Annotated in this window: 13 protein-coding genes; 11 read left to right on the forward strand and 2 right to left on the reverse strand. The window is 64.9% G+C overall.

Annotated features, from left to right (window positions below; all coding sequences use genetic code 11):
- Positions 1-30: 30 nt before the first annotated feature.
- The 6 genes from DEBA_RS08085 to DEBA_RS17000 all read left to right on the forward strand — a co-directional run bounded on the left by DEBA_RS08085 (position 31) and on the right by DEBA_RS17000 (position 7,207).
- On the forward strand, positions 31-1,329 hold the full coding sequence (locus DEBA_RS08085; protein WP_013258437.1) for a NupC/NupG family nucleoside CNT transporter: 1,299 nt from the start codon (positions 31-33) through the stop codon (positions 1,327-1,329).
- Between the two features lie 113 nt (positions 1,330-1,442).
- Positions 1,443-2,990: a FapA family protein gene (locus tag DEBA_RS08090; RefSeq protein WP_187288616.1), complete on the forward strand. Its 1,548-nt coding sequence runs from the start codon at positions 1,443-1,445 to the stop codon at positions 2,988-2,990.
- A gap of 119 nt (positions 2,991-3,109) precedes the next feature.
- Positions 3,110-3,877 carry a hypothetical protein gene (locus DEBA_RS08095; RefSeq protein ID WP_013258439.1) on the forward strand — a complete coding sequence of 256 codons (768 nt, stop codon included), beginning with the start codon at positions 3,110-3,112 and terminating at the stop codon, positions 3,875-3,877.
- Between the two features lie 30 nt (positions 3,878-3,907).
- Positions 3,908-4,690, forward strand: coding sequence for a motility protein A (locus DEBA_RS08100; protein ID WP_013258440.1), 783 nt, complete (start codon positions 3,908-3,910; stop codon positions 4,688-4,690).
- A 4-nt stretch (positions 4,691-4,694) separates the two neighbouring features.
- Complete coding sequence (locus DEBA_RS08105) at positions 4,695-5,438, forward strand: OmpA family protein (RefSeq protein ID WP_013258441.1); 744 nt, start codon at positions 4,695-4,697, stop codon at positions 5,436-5,438.
- A gap of 104 nt (positions 5,439-5,542) precedes the next feature.
- Complete coding sequence (locus DEBA_RS17000; protein WP_013258442.1) at positions 5,543-7,207, forward strand: methyl-accepting chemotaxis protein; 1,665 nt, start codon at positions 5,543-5,545, stop codon at positions 7,205-7,207.
- 18 nt (positions 7,208-7,225) lie between these two features.
- Here DEBA_RS17000 and DEBA_RS08120 read toward each other — a convergent pair whose 3' ends face one another.
- Entirely contained in the window at positions 7,226-8,296 is a 1,071-nt protein-coding gene (locus tag DEBA_RS08120) for an RNA 3'-terminal phosphate cyclase (RefSeq protein ID WP_013258443.1), read from the reverse strand.
- A gap of 120 nt (positions 8,297-8,416) precedes the next feature.
- Here DEBA_RS08120 and mfd point away from each other — a divergent pair, with 120 nt between their 5' ends.
- Together mfd and DEBA_RS08130 are read left to right on the forward strand one after the other, a co-directional pair.
- Complete coding sequence (gene mfd, locus DEBA_RS08125) at positions 8,417-11,941, forward strand: transcription-repair coupling factor (protein WP_148227819.1); 3,525 nt, start codon at positions 8,417-8,419, stop codon at positions 11,939-11,941.
- Between the two features lie 4 nt (positions 11,942-11,945).
- Positions 11,946-12,587, forward strand: coding sequence for an HAD family hydrolase (locus DEBA_RS08130; protein ID WP_013258445.1), 642 nt, complete (start codon positions 11,946-11,948; stop codon positions 12,585-12,587).
- A 73-nt stretch (positions 12,588-12,660) separates the two neighbouring features.
- Here the strand turns inward: DEBA_RS08130 and DEBA_RS08135 are convergent, their stop codons facing one another.
- Positions 12,661-14,019, reverse strand: coding sequence for a flagellar hook protein FlgE (locus DEBA_RS08135; protein WP_013258446.1), 1,359 nt, complete (start codon positions 14,017-14,019; stop codon positions 12,661-12,663).
- 269 nt (positions 14,020-14,288) lie between these two features.
- On the opposite strand from DEBA_RS08135, the gene DEBA_RS08140 reads away from it, so the two are divergent.
- From DEBA_RS08140 to DEBA_RS08155, 3 genes are all read left to right on the forward strand, one after another.
- On the forward strand, positions 14,289-15,242 hold the full coding sequence (locus tag DEBA_RS08140; protein WP_013258447.1) for a peptidylprolyl isomerase: 954 nt from the start codon (positions 14,289-14,291) through the stop codon (positions 15,240-15,242).
- Between the two features lie 6 nt (positions 15,243-15,248).
- Positions 15,249-16,232 (forward strand): SurA N-terminal domain-containing protein, encoded by a 984-nt coding sequence (locus DEBA_RS08145; RefSeq protein ID WP_013258448.1) that lies wholly within the window; start codon positions 15,249-15,251, stop codon positions 16,230-16,232.
- A 409-nt stretch (positions 16,233-16,641) separates the two neighbouring features.
- Positions 16,642-18,414: an AMP-dependent synthetase/ligase gene (locus tag DEBA_RS08155; RefSeq protein ID WP_043814066.1), complete on the forward strand. Its 1,773-nt coding sequence runs from the start codon at positions 16,642-16,644 to the stop codon at positions 18,412-18,414.
- Positions 18,415-18,438: the final 24 nt, after the last annotated feature.

The following is an 18,438-nucleotide window of genomic DNA, read 5'->3' on the forward strand; positions in this document are numbered from 1 at the left end:
TTATAATATTTGCGCGCCGGAGGATGAAATATGCAAGCCGCGCCCTGGTACTACAACGTGATCAGCCTGATCGGCTTGTTGATGGTGACGTTCTTGTCGGGCCTGTGCGGCCTGGGGCGGGGCCCCGTGCCCTGGCGCACGGTGATCTGGGGCCTGATTTTGCAACTCGCGCTGGCTTTTTTCTTTTTTGCCGTGCCGGCTGGCGGTCAGGCCATGCTGGCGCTCAACGACGTTTTTCTGACCCTGCTGGCCAGCGCCAAGGCCGGCGCCACGTTTCTTTTTGGGCCGCTGGCCATCTCGCCGGGTCAGCCGGGCTCGATCGGCTTTGTCTTTGCCGTGCAGGCGCTGAGCACGGTGGTGTTTTTCATGGCCTGCATGGCCATTTTATATCAGCTTGGGCTGATGCAGCGCGTGGTGCGGCTGCTGGCCAGGTTGCTCGCGCGGACGATGGGCCTCAGCGGGGCCGAAAGCCTGGGTGTGGCCAGCAGCATCATGGTCGGGGCGGAAATGGCCGGGGTGGTGCGTCCCTATCTGCCGGAGATGACCCGCTCGGAGCTGTTCATGCTGCTGACGGCGGCCATGGCCACGGTGGCCAGCACGGTCATGGGCGTGATCGTGGCCAATCTCCACATGTATTTCCCCAACATCGCCGGGCACTTGATCAGCGCATCGGTCATTTCGGCCCCGGCGGCGGCGGTGGTGGCCAAACTGATGGAGCCCGAGACCGGCCAGCCCTTGACCGCCGGCCAGGTGGTCGACCCCCACTTTGGCCGCTACGACGGCGTGATGGAGGCCGTCAGCGCAGGCGCGTTGGACGGCGTGAAGCTGGCGGTGGGCATCGCGGCGATGTTGCTTGCCTTCCTCAGCCTCACGGCCCTGCTCGATCAGATCTTGAGTTGGCTGACTGGCCTGGTGGGCCTGGAGGGCGTGGGGCTCAAAGAGGTGCTGACCTGGCTGGCCTGGCCCTTTGCCGTGCTGATGGGCGTGCCGCTGGAGGACGCGCCCAAGGTGGCCGCGTTGATCGGCCAGCGGGCCCTGGTCACCGAACTGCCGGCCTACGCCGAGTTGGCCAACATGCTGGCGCGGGGCGATTTGGCCTACAGCCGTAGCGCCGTTATCGCCTCCTACGCCCTTTGTGGTTTCGCCCACGTCGGTTCGGTGGCCATCTTCGTTGGCGGCTTTGGCGCGCTGGCCCCCGGGCGGGTGGGGGAACTGGCCCGGTTGGGCTTCAAGGCCCTGTGGGCGGCGACGTTGGTCACGGTGATGACCGGCTGCGTGGCGGGGTTGTTCGCCTGGGGCGGCCGATCAATATTGGGAATTGTCCATTGATCTGTTTCCAAGCGCTGGCGGTTAATGATATTTTATGACAGCCTGTGCTTATATCGCACCAACAACCACGCTCCCCGGACCTGATGAGCCGGGGCGACCGGAGCCGACTCGCCTTGCCAGAAGAACAGCCGAAAACCACCAAGGCAGAGTTCAAGGACAAGCTGGCGCTTGAGGTCTCGGAAGATCGCATGGAGGCGCGGCTTTCCGGCGAGGTGCCCGAGGGGGCCGACCGCAAGCAGGTGCAGTACGCCATCACCGAGGCCCTGAAGAAAAGCGGCGTGCGTTATGGCATGGACGCCCAGGCCATGCGCCAGGCCATCGAGGCCCTGCTGGCCGGCCAGCGCGTGCAAGGCCTGGTGGTGGCCAGGGGCCAGGCCCCGGTCAGGGGCGAGGATGCGGCGATTACGCCGTTGGTCGACTTTGGCGCGGGAGTGGTCGGCCGGGTCAACAAAAAGGGCATCGTCGATTTTCGTGACCGGGGGCCGATTCCCACCGTGCAGCCGGGCACGGTGCTGGCCACGCTGAAAAAGGGCCTGCGCGGCGAGCCGGGCCGCGACGTGTTGGGCAAGCTGGTCCATCCGCCGGAGGTGCGCATGCTGCGCCTGCTGCCGGGCGATGGCGTGCGGATCGACGATGATGGGGCCACCGTGTCGGCGGCGGTGGAGGGCATGCCCGATCGGCCCGAGGAAGAACGCTTCGTGGTGCAGAGCGTTCTGGACATCGCCGGCGACGTGGACTTGAACACCGGCCATATCGAGTTCCCCGGCGCGGTGCGCGTGCAGGGCACGATCCGCTCCGACTTCAAGGTCAAATGCTATGGCCTGACCGCCGAGACCGTCGAGCCCAGGGCCATCATCGACGTCAAGGCCGACGTGGTGGTCTACGGCGGGATCATGGGCGCGGTGGTGCGGGCCGGCGGCAACGTCATGGCCCGCTTCGTGCGCGACGCCAGGGTCGTCTGCAACGGCGACATGAACATCGACACCGAGATCATCCAGAGCAAATTGCAGGCCGGCGGCCATATTCGGGTCAGCGGCCTGGAGTCGCGCATCGTCGACAGCCACATCGCGGCGATCAAGGGCGTTCAGGCCGGCGACGTGCTCTGCTCGCGGCGCGAGGCGACGATGATCCGCATCGGGGTCAACCCCGAGTTCGAAAAGCAATACTTCGCCAACAAGCGCGCCCTGGAGTCCCTGGTCAACCAGCGCGACCAGATCATGGAGGCGGTCGACGCCCAGAAGACCGAGTTGGCGGGCACCGAGGAAGAACTGCGCCACATGATCGAGGCCTTTCATTCCATGGAGGGCGTCAAAGATCGCGAGGTGCATCTGACGCAGATCAACATGATCAAGCCCCTGCGCGAAGCCCTCAAACAGGGGGTGGCCCAGGGCACGCTCCGGCTGGGCGAGATGGTCTTCGAGATTCAGCGCCTGCGCGAGCAGATCGCCCGCATGGAGGCCGTGGCGCCCCAGGGCGCGATTTGGCTGGATGTGCGGGGCAGGGCCGAGCAGGGCGTGGAAATCCGCACGCCCAGGGCCAGCCTGGTGCTGGAAAACACCCACCAGGGCTTTTCGGCCCGCGAGGCCACGATCCAGGACAAGCAAACCGGCGAGGAGCGACCGACCGTGAAGCTCTCCAGGCTGCGCACGACCGCCGCCTGAGGCGCCTGATCGCCGACCGCCGCGCCACAAATGCCATGGCGCGGCCAACAGAGCCAAGCTATAATAAAAGCGCCACCCCAATCCTGAAATCGCGAAAGCCAGCTTGCCAGGGAATGCCCATGGGTGAAAAAAAACGGCTGCTCACTGTGCTTTTTTTGGCACTGTGCATGTGCGCGCCCAATGCGGCCCTGGCCGGCGACGATCCCAAGGCGAGGGCGCTGTTGGGCCAGATAAGCCTTCAACTCGACGCCGACAACGAGTGGGAGGCCTGTCGCCTGGCCGTGGGCATGGAGCAATACAAAGGCACGGACTCCTATGCCCTGGCCGAGCAAAAGCTCCTGGCCCGGGGTGTCAGCATAGCCCAGCCGCTGCACTCCTACACCATCAAGCAGATCGTCGCCGTGCAAAACGAGGCGGAGCAAAATCGCCGCAAGACCGGCATGCTGCCGCGCCTGGGCCCGCGCGAAAACTTCAAGGACGGCTGGGGCATGCCCCTGCGGGTGGAGTTCGTCACCAGGGAGACTTTCGTTTACGTGGTGCGTTCGGCCGGGCCCGACAAACGCTACATGACCACCGACGACCTGGTGATCGGCACCCGGGGCAAGGCCGAGGGCAGCCTGGGCGCCGACGACAAGTTCAAGCCGGCCAAGAAAGACGACGACGCCGCCGCCACGCTGGAGTCACTGATCGGCCAGCCGCCGGCCAAGCGGGCGGACAAGCCGGCCTCTTCCGGCGACGTGACGCGCAACAGCCTTTATCACGGTCAGAGCAGGCCCGACACCAAGAATCAGCCCGCCGATCCCTTGCTGCTGCCGGGCAAGCAGGGCGGCAACCCCGCCGAGCGAGAGATAACGCTCGACGAGCTGAAAGAAGTCATCGGAAACTAGCGCGGCGCGGTAGGACAGGGAGCGGCCAGAGTGGATCTCGGAACAATCATCGGCATAGTGGTCGGCCTGGTTCTGGTGGTGGTCAGCATCCTGTTGTCGGGCAGTTTGGTGGCCTTTATCGACGTGCCGTCCATCCTCATCGTCATCGGCGGCACCATTTCGGCCACCCTGGTGGCTTATCCCATGAGCGCCGTGGTCAGGTCGATGAAGGCTTCGATGAGTATTTTTTTTCAGCCGCGCATCGACCACGTGGGCACGGTGCGCGAGCTTCTCAAGGCCGCCGACGCCGTGCGCAAGGAAGGCCCCCTGGCCCTGGAAAAGATGAAGCCGCCCAGCGAGTTCATGGGCACGGCCTTTCAACTGGTGGCCGACGGCATGCGGCCCGAGGACATCCGCCACGTGCTGACCATCGAGGCCGAAGCAGCCTATTCGCGCAGCATGGAGGTCATCGGCGTCATGGAAAAGATGGCTGAACTGGCCCCGGCCTGGGGCATGATCGGCACGCTGATCGGCCTGGTGATCATGCTGTTGAACCTCTCTGACCCCAGCGCCATCGGCCCGGCCATGGCCGTGGCCCTGCTGACGACCTTCTACGGCGCGTTGTGGGCCAACTTTCTGCTTTCACCGGGGGCCACCAAGCTGGAGGAGCGCGCCGGCCGACAGAGCGAGGACTTCAAGCTGGTCATCGAGGGGGCCATGGGCATGGCTCGCAACGAAAACCCCCGCCAGATCCAGCAACGCCTGATGGGCTTCATGCCGCCGTCGGATCGCGCCGAGCTTCAGGCCAAGGCCATGGCCAAGAAGAAGGCCTAGCCCCTTGCCGCCCGAGAAAAAAATCAAAAAAGGCTCTCCGCCCTGGATGGCCACCTTTGCCGACTTATCCACGCTTTTGCTGACCTTTTTCGTCTTGTTGCTTTCGATGGCCAACATGGACGTGCAGAAGTTTCGCGAGATGCTGGGTTCGGTGCAGGCGGCCTTTGGCGTGCAATACGAGGTGCAGGGCGATTTTCAGCCCGTGGCCGTCCCCACGGCGGCGCCGAGCGCGCAAAACGCCGCCGCGCCCAGCCGGCGCATCTCCGAGGCCAGGGCGGCCATGGAGTCGCGCCAGATGTCCGAACAGGTGCAAAATTTCGTCAACGAGACCGGCCTGGGCAGCGAGGTCAACGTCAACGCCGGCAACAAAGGCGTGCGGCTGCGCGTCAAGGGGCACCTGTTCTTCGAGCCGGGCGGGGCCGAGATTCGCCAAGAGGCCAAAAAGCTTTTGGAAGGCATCGCCAAGGTCACCAAAAAGTTCGACTTTTACCTGACCGTCGAGGGCCACACCGACGATCAACCCATCTCCACGCCGCGTTTTCCGTCCAACTGGGAGCTAAGCGCCGCCAGGGCCGCGGCGGTTTTGCGCTACCTGGCCGGCGACGGCGTGCCCGAAAAGCGCATGTCGGCCATTGGTTACGCCAGCAGCTTTCCCATCGCCGCCAACACCAGCGAAGCCGGCCGCAACAAAAATCGCCGGGTTGAGTTTGTTTTCACCAAACAACCGCCGCGACTTGGCATAGACTGATAATCATTGGCGAGAGCTGGCGCGCGCGGACCGGCCGAAAAAGCGATGGTCGCCTCGGCGCGGGCCGGCGGACGACACTCAGATCTCAATCGCGGAAGTGCGTCATGAAAGCAAGACTGATGCGTTGGTCCATCGGCAAGAGGATCATTCTGGTCAACGCCTGCTTCACGCTGGCCATCGTGGCCTCGTTGATGGCCCTCTACGCCGTGCAACAATACCGCGAGACCATTGACGCCTTTATCCAGGCCGCCCGCATCACCACTTTGCAGGTCGAAAGCTCGCGTCAGGAGATGGAGGACAAGTGGGCCTCGGGGGTGTTTTCCGTTGATCAGGTGCGCGGATACGCCAAGGAGGGCGACATGGGCAAGCTCCTGGCGGTCATCCCCGTGGTGACGGCCTGGCAGACGGCCATGCGCAAATCCGAGGAAGGCGGCTACACCTTCAAGGTGCCCAAATTCCACCCGCGCAACCCCAAGAACGAGCCCGACGCCGTGGAGGCCGAGGCCCTCAGGCGCATGGAAAGCGACAACACCAACAGCTACTACGTCATCGACAAAGATATCAATTCGGTGCGTTATTTCCAGGCCGTGCGCCTGACCAAACCCTGCCTGCTCTGCCACGGCGACCCGGCTACGTCCAAGGAGATCTGGGGCAACGACCAGGGCCTGGACCCCTTGGGCGCGCGCATGGAAAACTGGAAGGAAGGCGAGATTCACGGGGCCTTCGAGGTTATCTATTCCCTGGATCCGGCCGACCGCCAGATGGCGGCCTCGCTGGCCATGGCCGGCGGGGTGGCCGTGGTGGTGCTGGGGCTGGGCGTGTTTTTGGCCATGCTGCTGGCGCGCAACCTGGGCCGGCCGATCAAGTCGGCCGCCGCGGCGGTCAACAGCACGGCGCTGGGCGACTTTACCCTGGCCATCCAGCAAGCCGAACTTACGCGCAGTGACGAATTGGGCGACATGCTGCGCTCGGTGGAAAAAATGAACCAGGATCTCTCCGAGACCGTGCGCCACGTGGCCGGCGCGGCCGGGGTGGTGGCCGAAAACGCCCAGGCCATCAGCGTGGGCAATCTGGAGCTCAGCGACCGCACCCAGCAGCAGGCCAGCGCCATCGAACAGACCGCCTCGGCCCTGGAACAGATGACCAGCTCCGTCAAGCAGAACGCCGAAAACGCCACCCAGGCCAACGCGTTGGCCCAGCGCACCGCCGAGGTGGCCCATCAGGGCGGCCAGGCCGTGGAACGCACGGTCACGGCCATGCGCGAGGTCAGCGTCTCCAGCAAAAAGATCAGCGACATCATCGATGTGGTGAACGAAATAGCCTTCCAGACCAATCTGTTGGCTTTGAACGCCGCGGTGGAGGCGGCCCGGGCCGGCGAGGCCGGCCGCGGCTTCGCGGTGGTGGCTGGCGAGGTGCGCGGTCTGGCCGGCCGGGTCTCGGCGGCCTCCAAGGAGATTCAGAAGCTGATTGTCGAGTCGGTGGCCAAGGTGGACCAGGGCGGCCGGATGGTCGAGGAAAGCGGCCGGCTGTTGGGCGAGATCATCGAAAACGTCCAGCATGTCTCCGACACCGTGGCCGAAATCTCGGCCGCCAGTCAGGAGCAGGCCGCCGGCATCGAGGAGGTCAACAAGGCGGTGGCCCAGATGGACGCGGCCGTGCAGCAGAATTCGGCCCTGGTGGAAAAGGCGGCCAGCAACTCCGAGGCCATGGCCACGGCGGCCGAGGAGCTGCGCGGGTTGATGGGCCAGTTCAAGGTGCGCGGCGCATAGAGCTTTTCAGGCGGGGCTTCAGCCCTGACGCCCGAAGTCCTGGCCGATGACGCGGATCTCGGCCGGCTTGTCGAAGCGCGGCTCCAGCAGTTGCAGCGAGCCGGGCCAAAAGGCCTCGATGACCTTGGCCGAGGCCTTGAGGGCGGCCGGCAGGCTGGGCAGGCTCAGGCGACTGACGCCTTCGGCGCAGGCCAGGATCGTCAGCAGATCGCCGGCCATGCGGGCCGGCAGGCCCACGCCGCTTTGCAGGAAGGTCAAAAGGCCCTCCACCGCCTCGATGGCCACGGCCTCGGGCCGTCCGCCACGGTGGCCCAGCGCCGAGAAGCCCACGCACAAGCCCTCCGCCGACTGGGCCCAGGCCAGCACCGACAGCCCGTGGCCGCCCCGCGCCCGGCGGATGCGGCTTTCGGCGCGCACGCCCTTGAGGGCCAGCCTGTCCTGGGCCCCCTGCATGGCCATCTCGGCCAGGTGCACCGGCAGCCCCGAGGAGACGATCTCCAGGCCGACCTTGCGCGGCATGAACGGCCCCTGGGCCTGCAACGAGCGGATGAAGGCCGGGCCCTTGACCTGCATTTCGGCCTCGCCGCCGCCCAAGGGCAAAAAGCCCGGCGCGATCTCGGAACAGCTCACGGGCAGGCCCAGCCACGACATGGTGGGGGCCAGCACGTAGCGCATTTCGTCGCTGGTGGGCGCGGCGTGGACGTGGGTGCCGCCGGTGACCACCAGCGAGCTGTCGCCGGCGGCCAGGGCCAGGGCCGGCAAAAGGCAAAGCATGATCGGCGTGACGGCGGCGGCGCTTTTGCGCTGGGCCGAAACGTCGAAGACATAGGCGTCGGGGCGGATTTCGCGGGGGCGGAAAGAGCCGTCGGGGTTGCCCAGGCGCGCCTCGTAGACCGCGCCGCTGACGGCCGCCGCGGCCTTGACGGCGGTGAAGCCGCCGGGGCCCAGGCCCGGCTTGGGGTGCTGGCCGTCGTCGACGGCGTCGAAAAACTCGAAGGGCCGGCCGGTGATCATCGACAGACTAAGGGCCGTGCGCAACGCTTGATTGCGTCCGGCGCCGGCGTTTCGCAGCTTTAGAACCTGTGGCAACGTCTTCTCCCGCGCTCCAAGATAGACCGCCTAGTATACCCTATACCCTGGCGGCGGCCATGATTACAGTAATTTCGCCGACCGTTGCCGTGGCGGCGATAAAGGATTATGTTTTGCTCCATGGAAAAAACGGCGTCAACAACACAAAGCGCGCCCACGGCCTGGCCTCTTGGCGGGGCCCTGGCCCAGGTGGCGGCGGCCATGCGCGACGATGGCGCGGCCTTGATCGGCGGCGTGGAGGGCGCGGCGCGGGCCTTTGCCCTGGCCCGGCTGTGGCTGGACATCCCCGGTCCCACGCTGGTGGTCTGCCCGACCCTGCCCGTGGCCGAGACCTTGTGCCGCGATCTGGAGTTTTTTCTGGGCGCGGCCGGTCCGGTGCGCCTGTTCCCTTCCTATGAGGTCTCGCCCTACCAGGGCGTGGATCCGCCGGCCGAGGTCACGGCGCGGCGTCTGGCCATCTTGTGGGAACTGATCGCCGAAGAGCGGCCGCTGATCGTGGTGACCTCGGCCCGGGCCCTGGCCGGCCGCCAGCCGCCGCCCGAGCATCTGGTCGATCATTCGCTGGTGGTCGAGCCGGGCGCGACGCTGGAGCGCGACGAACTGGTGCGCTATCTGGTCGACGGCGGCTACAGCCCGGCCCCGCTGGTCGAGCAGGTGGGCGATTTCGCCGTGCGTGGCTCGGTGGTGGACTTTTTTGGCCCGCTGCTCGACGACCCGGTGCGCGTGGAGTTTTTCGGCGACGAGATCGACAGCGTGCGGCGTTTTGATCCGGTGGATCAGCGCTCGCAACTGCCCCTGACCGGGGCCACGTTGATCCCTTGCCTGCCGGTGGAGCTTTCGGCCCCGGCGGTGGAGCGGGCGGTGGAGCGCCTGCGCCGGCTGGCCAAGGACGAGGGCCTGGGCGCGCGGCGGCTGAGCGAGCTGGTCGAGCGCCTGGAGCGGCGCGCGCCCTTTGCCGGGTTGGAAGGCCTGCTGCCGCTGTTTTTTCAGCGGTCCGGCGATCTGTTCGACTATCTGCCCGAGGGTTGCCGACGCGTGGTCATCGAGCCGGCCGAGGTGGAGGCCCGCCTGCGCGCCGAACAAGAACGCCTGGCCGAGGGCTTTGCCCAGGCCCGTGAGGAAGGGGCCATCGTCCTGGCCCCGGAGATGCTTTGCCGCACGCCGGCCCAGGTCCAGCAGCGTCTGGCCGCCGGGCCGCGCCTGTTGTGCCGGGCCCTGGCCATGGGCGGCGAGGAGCAGGGCGGCCGGGCCATCCGGCTGCGGGCGGCGGCCCACACCGGCCTGCGCCAGGAGCTTTGCCGCGGCGGTGAGGGCTCGCTGATCGCCAGCCTTTTGCAGTGGTGCGCGGCCAAAAACGAACAAGGCCGCCAGGTGGCGTTGGTCTGCCGCTCGCGGACCCAGGTCGAGCGCCTGGCCGAGCTGTTGGCCCAGCGCGAGGCCCCTTGCCGGGTGATCCAGGCTCCGGCCCAGGCCGAAGGTTTTGTCCGCCGGCCCGAGGACAGCCTGCTTTTGTTGCAGGGCGGGCTGACGGTGGGCTTCGAACCCGACGACCTGCCGCTGTGTTTTGTCACCGAGGACGAGATCTTCGGCGCGCCGCGCATCGTGCGCCAAAAAGCCCCGCCCAAGCTCAGCGCCATGCTGGCCGCCCTGGACGACCTGGCCCCCGGCGATCTGGTGGTGCATATCGACCACGGCGTGGGTCGCTACCAAGGCCTCAAGACCATGGCCGTGGGCGCGGCCGAAAGCGATTTTCTGGAGATCAGTTACAAGGACGGCGACCGACTCTACCTGCCGGCCGACCGCATGGCGCTCATCTCCAAGTATCGCGGGCCCGACGGCGCGGCCCCGGCGCTGGACCGCCTGGGCGGCAAGGCCTGGGCCAAGGCCAAGGGCCGGGTCAAAAAAGCCGTGGAGACCATCGCTCATGATCTGGTCGAGCTTTACGCCGCCCGCCAGGCCTCCAAGGGCTTTGCCTTCACCCCGCCCGACGGGGCTTACCGCGAGTTCGAGGCCGGCTTCCCCTACGAAGAGACGCCCGACCAGGCCCAGGCCATCGAGGACGTCATCGCCGACATGATCACCGACAAGCCCATGGACCGGCTGGTCTGCGGCGACGTGGGCTACGGCAAGACGGAAGTGGCCCTGCGCGCGGCGTTTCTGGCGGCCATGCAGGGCAAACAGGTGGCCTTCCTGGCCCCGACCACGGTGCTGACCGAGCAACATTGCCAAACCCTGACCCAGCGCCTGAAGGATCAGCCGCTAGTCGTCGAGTCGCTCAGCCGTTTCAAGACGCCGGCTCAGCAAAAAGACATCCTCGAACGCCTGCGCCAGGGCAAGGTCGACATCCTGGTGGGCACCCACCGCATCATCCAAAAAGACGCCGTGTTCAAGGACTTGGGCCTGGTCATCGTCGACGAGGAACAGCGCTTTGGCGTTAAAGACAAAGAGCGCCTGAAAAAGATGCGCCGCCTGGTCGACGTGATCACCCTCACGGCCACGCCTATCCCGCGCACGTTGCAAATGAGCCTTTCGGGCGTGCGCGACCTGTCGGTGATCAACACCCCGCCCGAGGATCGTCAATCGATCAAGACCTATCTTTCGGCCTTTAGCCCCGGCGGGGTCAGCGAGGCCGTGGCCCGCGAGCTGGAGCGGGGCGGGCAGGTCTTTTTTGTCCACAACCGCGTGCAGGATCTGGACAAGATGGCCGGCCTGGTGCGCCGCCTGGCCCCCCAGGCCCGGGTGGCCATGGCCCACGGCCAGATGGCCGAAAAGGAACTGGAAAAGGTCATGCTCCAGTTCGTGCACAAGGAAGTGGACGTCTTGGTCTGCACCACGATCATCGAATCGGGCCTGGACATCCCCAGCGCCAACACCATCATCATCAACAACGCCGACAAGTTCGGCCTCAGCCAGATCTACCAGTTGCGCGGCCGCGTGGGCCGCAGCGCCCAGCGGGCCTACGCCTACCTGTTCATCAAGTCCGAGGCTGCCCTCAGCTCCGATGCGCGCAAGCGCCTGAAGGCCCTGATGGACTTCACCCAACTGGGCTCGGGGTTCGCCATCGCCATGCACGACATGCAGATCCGCGGCGCGGGCAACATGCTCGGCGAGGCCCAGAGCGGCATGGCCGCCGAGGTGGGCTACGAGCTTTATCTGGGCATGCTGGAGGACGCCGTGGCCCGGCTCAAGGGCGAGGCCCCCAGTGAAGGCCCCGAGCCCGAGATGAACCTGGCCCTGCCAGCCAGCCTGCCCGAGGGCTTCGTGCCCGACGCCGATGTGCGCCTGTCGCTCTACAAGCGCCTGAGCGCCGCCCGCGGCCAGGAGGACGTGGAGGCCATCGGCGCGGAGTTGGCCGATCGTTTCGGCCCACCGCCCAGGGCCGTGAGCAACCTGCTGGAGTCGGTGTCTTTGAAGGCCCTGCTGCGGCGCATGCACGCCACGCGCCTGGATCTGGCCGCCGAGGCGCTGACGGTGCAGTTCACCCAGACCACGGCCCTGGACCTGGAGCGCCTGCTGGACATGGCCCAAAGCCAGCCCGACAAGCTGCGCGTCTTCCCCGACGGCAAGGTCCACCTCAAACTGGAGCCGGACCAGGAGCCCATGGCCGGGGCGCGGCGGTTCCTGGAACATATTGCGCAGGCGTGAAACGATGCATCTGGTGATGTTCGACATAGACGGCACCTTGGTCCAGTCCACCGGATTCGATTCGGACTGCTTTCAATCATCGGTGCGGGATGTGCTGGGAACCCATATCGACCCCAACTGGGGCCGTTATACGCACGTGACCGACGATGGGGTTTTGGGCCAGATCCTCGACGAGCACAACGTCCGCGAAGGCCGGGAGCGCATCTTCGGCTCCGTCAAGGAGCTGTTCATCCAGCGCATAGCCAACCACATCGCCGAGCACGGCGTTCGGCCCGTGCCGGGCGCGCGGGAATTTCTGGCCGCCCTGGCCGCCCGCGACGACGTTCGCCTGGCCTTGGCCACCGGCGGCTGGCTGCAAACCGCCGAACTGAAACTGCGCGCCGCGGCCATAGATTACGCGGAGATCCCCATCGCCACCTCCGACGATCACTACAGCCGCGTCAAAATCATGGAGACGGCGGCCTTGCGGGGCGGTTGCGGCCAATGCGTCTCCAAGACGTACTTCGGCGACGCGGATTGGGACATGAAGGCCTCGGCCAAACTGGGCTACAACTTCGTCCTGGTGGGCAATGGCTTCGCATATGGGCAGTCCATCGCCGACTACACCGATATCGGCGGTATTCTGGCGCTGATCGGCCTGCGATGAGCGGTCCTGGCCGGGCGGCAATAAAAAACCGGGGAACAGCGCCCCGGTTTTTCACGTGTTGCCGGCGATGGGGTCATGTCTTCATGTTGATGGCGGTCTTGATCATCTCGTCGGAGGTGGTGACGGTCTTGGAGCTGGCCTGGAAGGCCCGCTGATAGATGATCATGTTCATCATTTCGGTGGCGGTGTCGACGGTGGAGGTTTCCAGCGATTGGTCTTCGATGGCCCCCATGGCGAATTCCTCGTCGGTGGGTTGGCCCACCCAGATCTCGCCGGCGTCGGCGTCGTAGGCCCAGAGGTTGTCGCCCTCGCGCCGCAGGTTGCCGGGGCTGGCGAAGGTGGTCAGGGCCACCACGCCCACGTCGACCATCTCGCCGTTGCTGTAGTAGGCCGTGACAAAGCCGTCCTCGCTGACCGCCACGCTTTCCAGGCCGCCCTCGGCAAAGCCGTCCTGGGTGTTGGTGGAGGTGGAGTAGCCCTCGGCGACCTGGGTGGTGGCCTGGCCGGCGGCGGGGGCGAAATCCAGGGTGATGGCCTGCTGGCCGGCCTCGCCGAAGTCCATGGTCAGGCCGATGCTGTCGGCGCTGACGGTGGCGCCGGTGCTGTCGGTGACGCCGGCCAAAGCCCCGGTGTCGGTGAAGTGCAGGTAGAAGGTGTTGGCCGGATCGGCGGGGTTGGCGACCTGTTCGCCGTCCTGGGTTTCGAAGGTCGAGGCCTTCCAGACTGTCTGACCGCCTTCGGGGACCGTGCCGGCGTAATCGTCGACGCGCTGGTAGTAGACCGATATCTGGTGCGTGTCGCCATTGGCGTCGTAGACGGTGGTGCTGGAGCTGTAGTTGTAGGTGCCGCTGACTTCGGGGTCGATGTCGGTGGCCACTTGGTTGACCCTGGTGTCGGCGGGGTTGAGGTTGACGCCCAGGCCGACGATCGTCGTGGCCTCGCCGGGCAGGTTTTCCACGGGAATCTGCAGGTCGATCAGGTTGCCCACGATGGGCTCTCCGTCGTCGCCGATGGCGAAGCCCTGCAGGCGATAGCCCTGGTCGTTGATGATGAAGCCCTCCTGGCCGACCACGCCATCCACGCCGAACTGGCCGGCGCGGGTGTAATACAGCTCCTCGGTGTCGAGGTTTTTGACCGTGAAGAAGCCGTTGCCGTCGATGGCCAGATCCAGCGTCCGACCCGTCTCCTGGATGGCGCCCTGGTTCATCAACTGGTGGGACCAGACGGTGGCCCCCTGGCCGACTTGGTCGATTTCGGTGGTCAGGTCCGAGCCGGTGTAGCTCAGCTCCCTGTAAAGCACGTCGGCGAATTCGGCGCGGGAGGACTTGTAGCCGTAGGTGTTGGAGTTGGCCAGGTTGTCAGCAACGATGTTGAGCCCCTGCGAGAAAGACTTGAGCCCGCTGACGCCGTTGAAGAAAGAAGTAGCTTGCATGGCCGGCTGCCCTTTGTTTGATTTTCGTGCGGCGAGTCGCCTCGATGGGCGTCTGATGCAAATTGCGCGCCATTAATGGCGCCTTGGCTGGTCGTGACGAAAAGTAGTGTTCGATCAGGTTGTTGGCGTGATTGCGCCGATTGGGTCGTGGCATTGACGGAATTATTTGCCGCCAATGGGCTGTTTGGGGGTGAAATATCGGCTGGCCTGGTTCGCCGCGCGGGCAGTTGTTGCATTCTTCGGGCGGTGATGGTAACAATCCGCCTATCATGAGGATGAACGTCCGCCCATTTTTTGCGCTGGCCTGTCTGCTGCTCGTATCGACGGCGGCCGCGCTGCTTGTCGCCTGCGATCGTTCGGGCTCCACGGCCTGGGTCGCCGCCGTTGACGACGAAAAAATCTCCCTCCATCAGTTCAACCAAAAAGCCGCCTTCATGGGGCTGGGCGCCGACGCCAAGTCGTTGGACGCCGGCCTGCGCAAGGCCGTGCTGGATGAAATGATCCAGCGTTTGGTGATCCTGCGCCAGGCGGCCAAGCTGGGCGTGGAGCTGAGCGATCAGGAGTTGGACAGCGAAGAAGAGCGGATACACCACGGCATGGACGCCGCGGCCTTTCGCGAGGGCATGTTGGCCAGGGGCATGGACTACCAAGACTGGCGCGATGAGCTGGCCCGCGACCTGCTGGTGCGCAAGACCATCGACCTGGTGCTGACGCCCAGGATCAGCGTCGACCAGAGCGAGATCGTGGCTTATTACGACGAGCACAAGGATCAGTTCAGCCGCCCCGAGCAGATTTTGGCCCTGCACCTGGTCTTGCCCGACAAAAAAATGGCCGACGAGTTGGTGGCGCGCATGGACCGGGGTCAGGACATGCTGGCGGCGGCCAAGGAGATGGGCGTGGCCCTGGGCAGCGACGGCCGGCCGGATTGGTTGGGCCGCGGCCACATGCCCGGCAAGCTGGAAAAGGCCGTGTTCGCCGCGCGGCCGGGCCGTCCGGCCGGGCCGTTTCACAGCGACTACGGCTATCACGTGGTTTGGGTCATTGAAAAACGGCCGGCCATGGTTTTACCCCTGGCCGAGGCGGCCGGGCGCATTCAAGACGCGTTGGCCAAGGAGAAAAAGGACGCCTTGACCGTCGGGTGGCTGGAAGAATTAAAGAGCGAATCCAAGATTTGGGTCGACCCCCATTTCTTGAAGTCTGGCATGGGCAGTAACAAGAGGTAGACGATTATGAGACTGCGTTCAGTGATCGCCGGTCTGGCGTTTGTGACGATGGCTTTCGCGCCGCTGGCGGTTTTGGCCGAGGAGTTGGTCAACCGGGTGGTGGCCGTGGTGGGCGACGAGCCGATCACCGCCGCCGAGCTGGATCGCAGCATCCAGGGGCTGCTCCAGCGGCTGCAGATGATGCAGCAGCAGCAAGGCCAGAACATGGCCATGCCGCCGGCGGCCGAGGTGCGTTACATGGCCCTCAACTCGCTGATCGACGAAAAGCTCTTCAACAAGGAAGTTGAGCGGCTGAAGATCAGCGTCAGCGAGGAAGAGGTGAGCATGTTCCTCGAGCGGCTCAAGGCCGCCAACAACATGACCCAGCAGGAGTTCATCGCCCGGCTCAACGAAACCGGCATGACCCCCGAGGAATACCGCGAAAAGGTCCGCAACGACCAACTCAAGCGCAAGCTGATCAACTACGAGGTCAAGAACAAGGTCGTCATCAGCGACAAGGAAGTGGACGACTATCTGGCCGAGCATCCCGAGTTGGTCCAGGGCGGCGGTCCGCAACTGACCATCCAGGCCCTGTTCCTCAAGCTGCCCGAGAACGCCGGCGACGACGTCAAGGCCCAACTGCGCGCCAAGGCCGAGGCCCTGCGCGAGGAGGCCGTCGACGGCGCGGACTTCGACGAGATGTGCCGCGCCAACTCCCAGGGACCGGGCGCGGCCAGCGGCGGCAAGATCGGCCCGCTGAGCAAGAGCGACCTGTTGCCCGAGATGGGCAAGGCCCTCGAGACGATGAAAGAGGGCGACATGTCGCCGGTGCTGGACATCCCCTCGGGCGTGGTGTTCATGCGCCTGATCTCGTTGACCGATGGCAAGGAAGGCTCGGCGGAGGTGCGCGACCAGGTCCGCGCCCGCTTGGAGAACAATCAGCTCGAGGAGCGCTTCGGCGAGTGGATGAAGGAGCTGCGGGCCAAGACCTACATCCAGATCATCGAGTGAGGCGCTTGACGCCTGGCCAAGGAGCCCCCGCGCGGGGGCTCTTTTTTTTGGCAAAAAACCGGGGCAATGAAATTATGGGGCTTTATTTTGGCTTGTTCGCTCATGTAAGATGGCTATTCAGGACGGCAAACAAAAGGGCAAGTTGAAAAACACCGTGATTGACAACATTGTTCTTCATATCACAACCGCCTTTTGCAGCGACGCTGCATGGCGTCGAGACCAGATCGTTTCGGCGAACCACAACGCGCGACTCCGTTTCGGCCCGTTGCCCGCGAAGGCTGGGTGCGAGGCGGTTTTTTGGGGATAATTCAAATCAGCGGGTGAAGGGTCCATGGCAACAATCGGGCAAGCCACAGCGAACGAATCTTTTTCCATCGATGATCCGATCGAGGAAACCATTCCCCAGCTCATGCATCGCCGGGCTGCCGAGTTGGGCTCGCGCACGGCGTTGCGCTACAAGAAGTTCGGCCTTTGGCGCGATGTGAGCTGGCGGGAATACGGCCAGACGGTGCGCGACGTGGCCATGGGCTTTTGCGCCCTGGGCCTGCGCCCGGGCGAGGTGGTGGCCATCATCGGCGACAACTGCCCCGAGTGGCTCTACGCCGACCTGGGCTGCATGAGCGCCGGCGGCGTTTCGGTGGGCATCTACACCACCAACTCGGCCGACGAGTGCGCCTACATTCTCAAACACTCCGAGACCAAGATCTACATCGTGGAAAACGAGGAGCAACTGGACAAGGCCCTGGAAGTCCGCGACGACTGCACCGACATGAAGAAGATCGTGGTCATCGACACCGAGGGCCTGCGCAACTTCTCCGACCCCATGGTCATCAGCTTCGAGCAACTCATTGCGCTGGGCAAGGAGCACGACGCCAAGAACCCCGGCCTGTTCGAGCGCCGCCTGGCCAGCCGCAAGCCCGACGACCTGGCCCTTCTGATCTACACCAGCGGCACCACCGGCCCGCCCAAGGGCGCCATGCTCAGCCACGAAAACGTGTTGTGGACCAGCAAGGCCATGTCCACCGCCCAGGAGATCCTGCAAGACGACGAGTCGATCAGCTTCCTGCCCCTTTCGCACATCGCCGAGCGCAACTTCTCGACGTTCATGCCGCTGATCTTCAAAAACACCGTCAACTTCATCGAAAACGTCGACACCGTCACCGACAACGTCATCGAGATATCGCCCACGGTCTTCTTCGCCGTGCCCCGCATCTGGGAAAAATACGCCAGCACCATCTTCATCAAGATGAAAGACGCCACCTGGTTCAAGAAGGCCGTTTTCGCCACGGCCATGAGCATCGGCAAAAAGAGAGCCGAGGCCAGGCTCAGCCCCCAGGGCGTGCCGGCCCTGCTCAAGCTGACTTACGCCTTGGCCCACTTCGCGGTCTTCCGCAAGCTCAAAGAGCGCCTGGGCTTCGAGCGCATGCGCGTGGCCATCAGCGGCGCGGCGCCCATCAGCGCCGACGTGCTCAAGTTCTACCACGCCATCGGCATCCCCCTGCGCCAGGTCTACGGCCAGACCGAGGACACCGGCCCCACCTCCATGCACCAGGACGACATCATCGAGGCCGACAACGTCGGCCCGGCCATCCCCGGCGTGCAGATCAAGATCGCCGAGGACGGCGAGATCCTGGTCAAGGGCCGCAACGTGTTCATGGGCTACTACAAAAACCCCGACGCCACCGCCGAGACCCTGGTCGACGGTTGGCTGCACTCCGGCGACGTGGGGACCATCGACGAGCGCGGCTTTTTGAAGATCACCGACCGTAAGAAAGACCTGATCATCACCAGCGGCGGCAAGAACATCGCCCCCCAGAACATCGAAAACCAGCTCAAGGCCAGCCCCTACATCAACGACGCCGTGGCCATCGGCGATCGCCGCAAGTACATGACCGCCCTCATTTTCATCGACGAGGACAACGTGGTCAAGTACGCCCAGGACCACAAAGTTCCCTTCACCACCTACGAGACGCTTACCCAGCGCAAGGAGGTGGTCGAGCTGGTCCAGCAGGAGATCGACAAGGTCAACGAGACTCTGGCCCGCGTCGAGCAGATCAAGAAGTTCACCATCCTGCCCAAAAAGCTCATGGAGGAAGACGGCGAGGTCACCCCCACCATGAAGCTCAAGCGCAAGGCCATCAACAAGGCCTATTCCGAGATGATCGAGGCCATGTACCGCTAGCGGCCAAGCTTATCAACTCCAGCG

Origin of the sequence: Desulfarculus baarsii DSM 2075, from assembly GCF_000143965.1 — a bacterium.
Lineage (GTDB): Bacteria > Desulfobacterota > Desulfarculia > Desulfarculales > Desulfarculaceae > Desulfarculus > Desulfarculus baarsii.

What these genes read in the sequence shown, in the direction of transcription:
- mfd (WP_148227819.1), top strand. Translation starts at nt 8,417, where the DNA reads ATGGAAAAAACGGCGTCAACAACACAAAGCGCGCCCACGGCCTGGCCT.
- DEBA_RS17000 (WP_013258442.1), top strand. Translation starts at nt 5,543, where the DNA reads ATGAAAGCAAGACTGATGCGTTGGTCCATCGGCAAGAGGATCATTCTG.
- DEBA_RS08130 (WP_013258445.1), top strand. Translation starts at nt 11,946, where the DNA reads ATGCATCTGGTGATGTTCGACATAGACGGCACCTTGGTCCAGTCCACC.
- DEBA_RS08095 (WP_013258439.1), top strand. Translation starts at nt 3,110, where the DNA reads ATGGGTGAAAAAAAACGGCTGCTCACTGTGCTTTTTTTGGCACTGTGC.
- DEBA_RS08085 (WP_013258437.1), top strand. Translation starts at nt 31, where the DNA reads ATGCAAGCCGCGCCCTGGTACTACAACGTGATCAGCCTGATCGGCTTG.
- DEBA_RS08155 (WP_043814066.1), top strand. Translation starts at nt 16,642, where the DNA reads ATGCATCGCCGGGCTGCCGAGTTGGGCTCGCGCACGGCGTTGCGCTAC.
- DEBA_RS08135 (WP_013258446.1), bottom strand. Translation starts at nt 14,019, where the DNA reads ATGCAAGCTACTTCTTTCTTCAACGGCGTCAGCGGGCTCAAGTCTTTC.
- DEBA_RS08140 (WP_013258447.1), top strand. Translation starts at nt 14,289, where the DNA reads ATGAGGATGAACGTCCGCCCATTTTTTGCGCTGGCCTGTCTGCTGCTC.
- DEBA_RS08145 (WP_013258448.1), top strand. Translation starts at nt 15,249, where the DNA reads ATGAGACTGCGTTCAGTGATCGCCGGTCTGGCGTTTGTGACGATGGCT.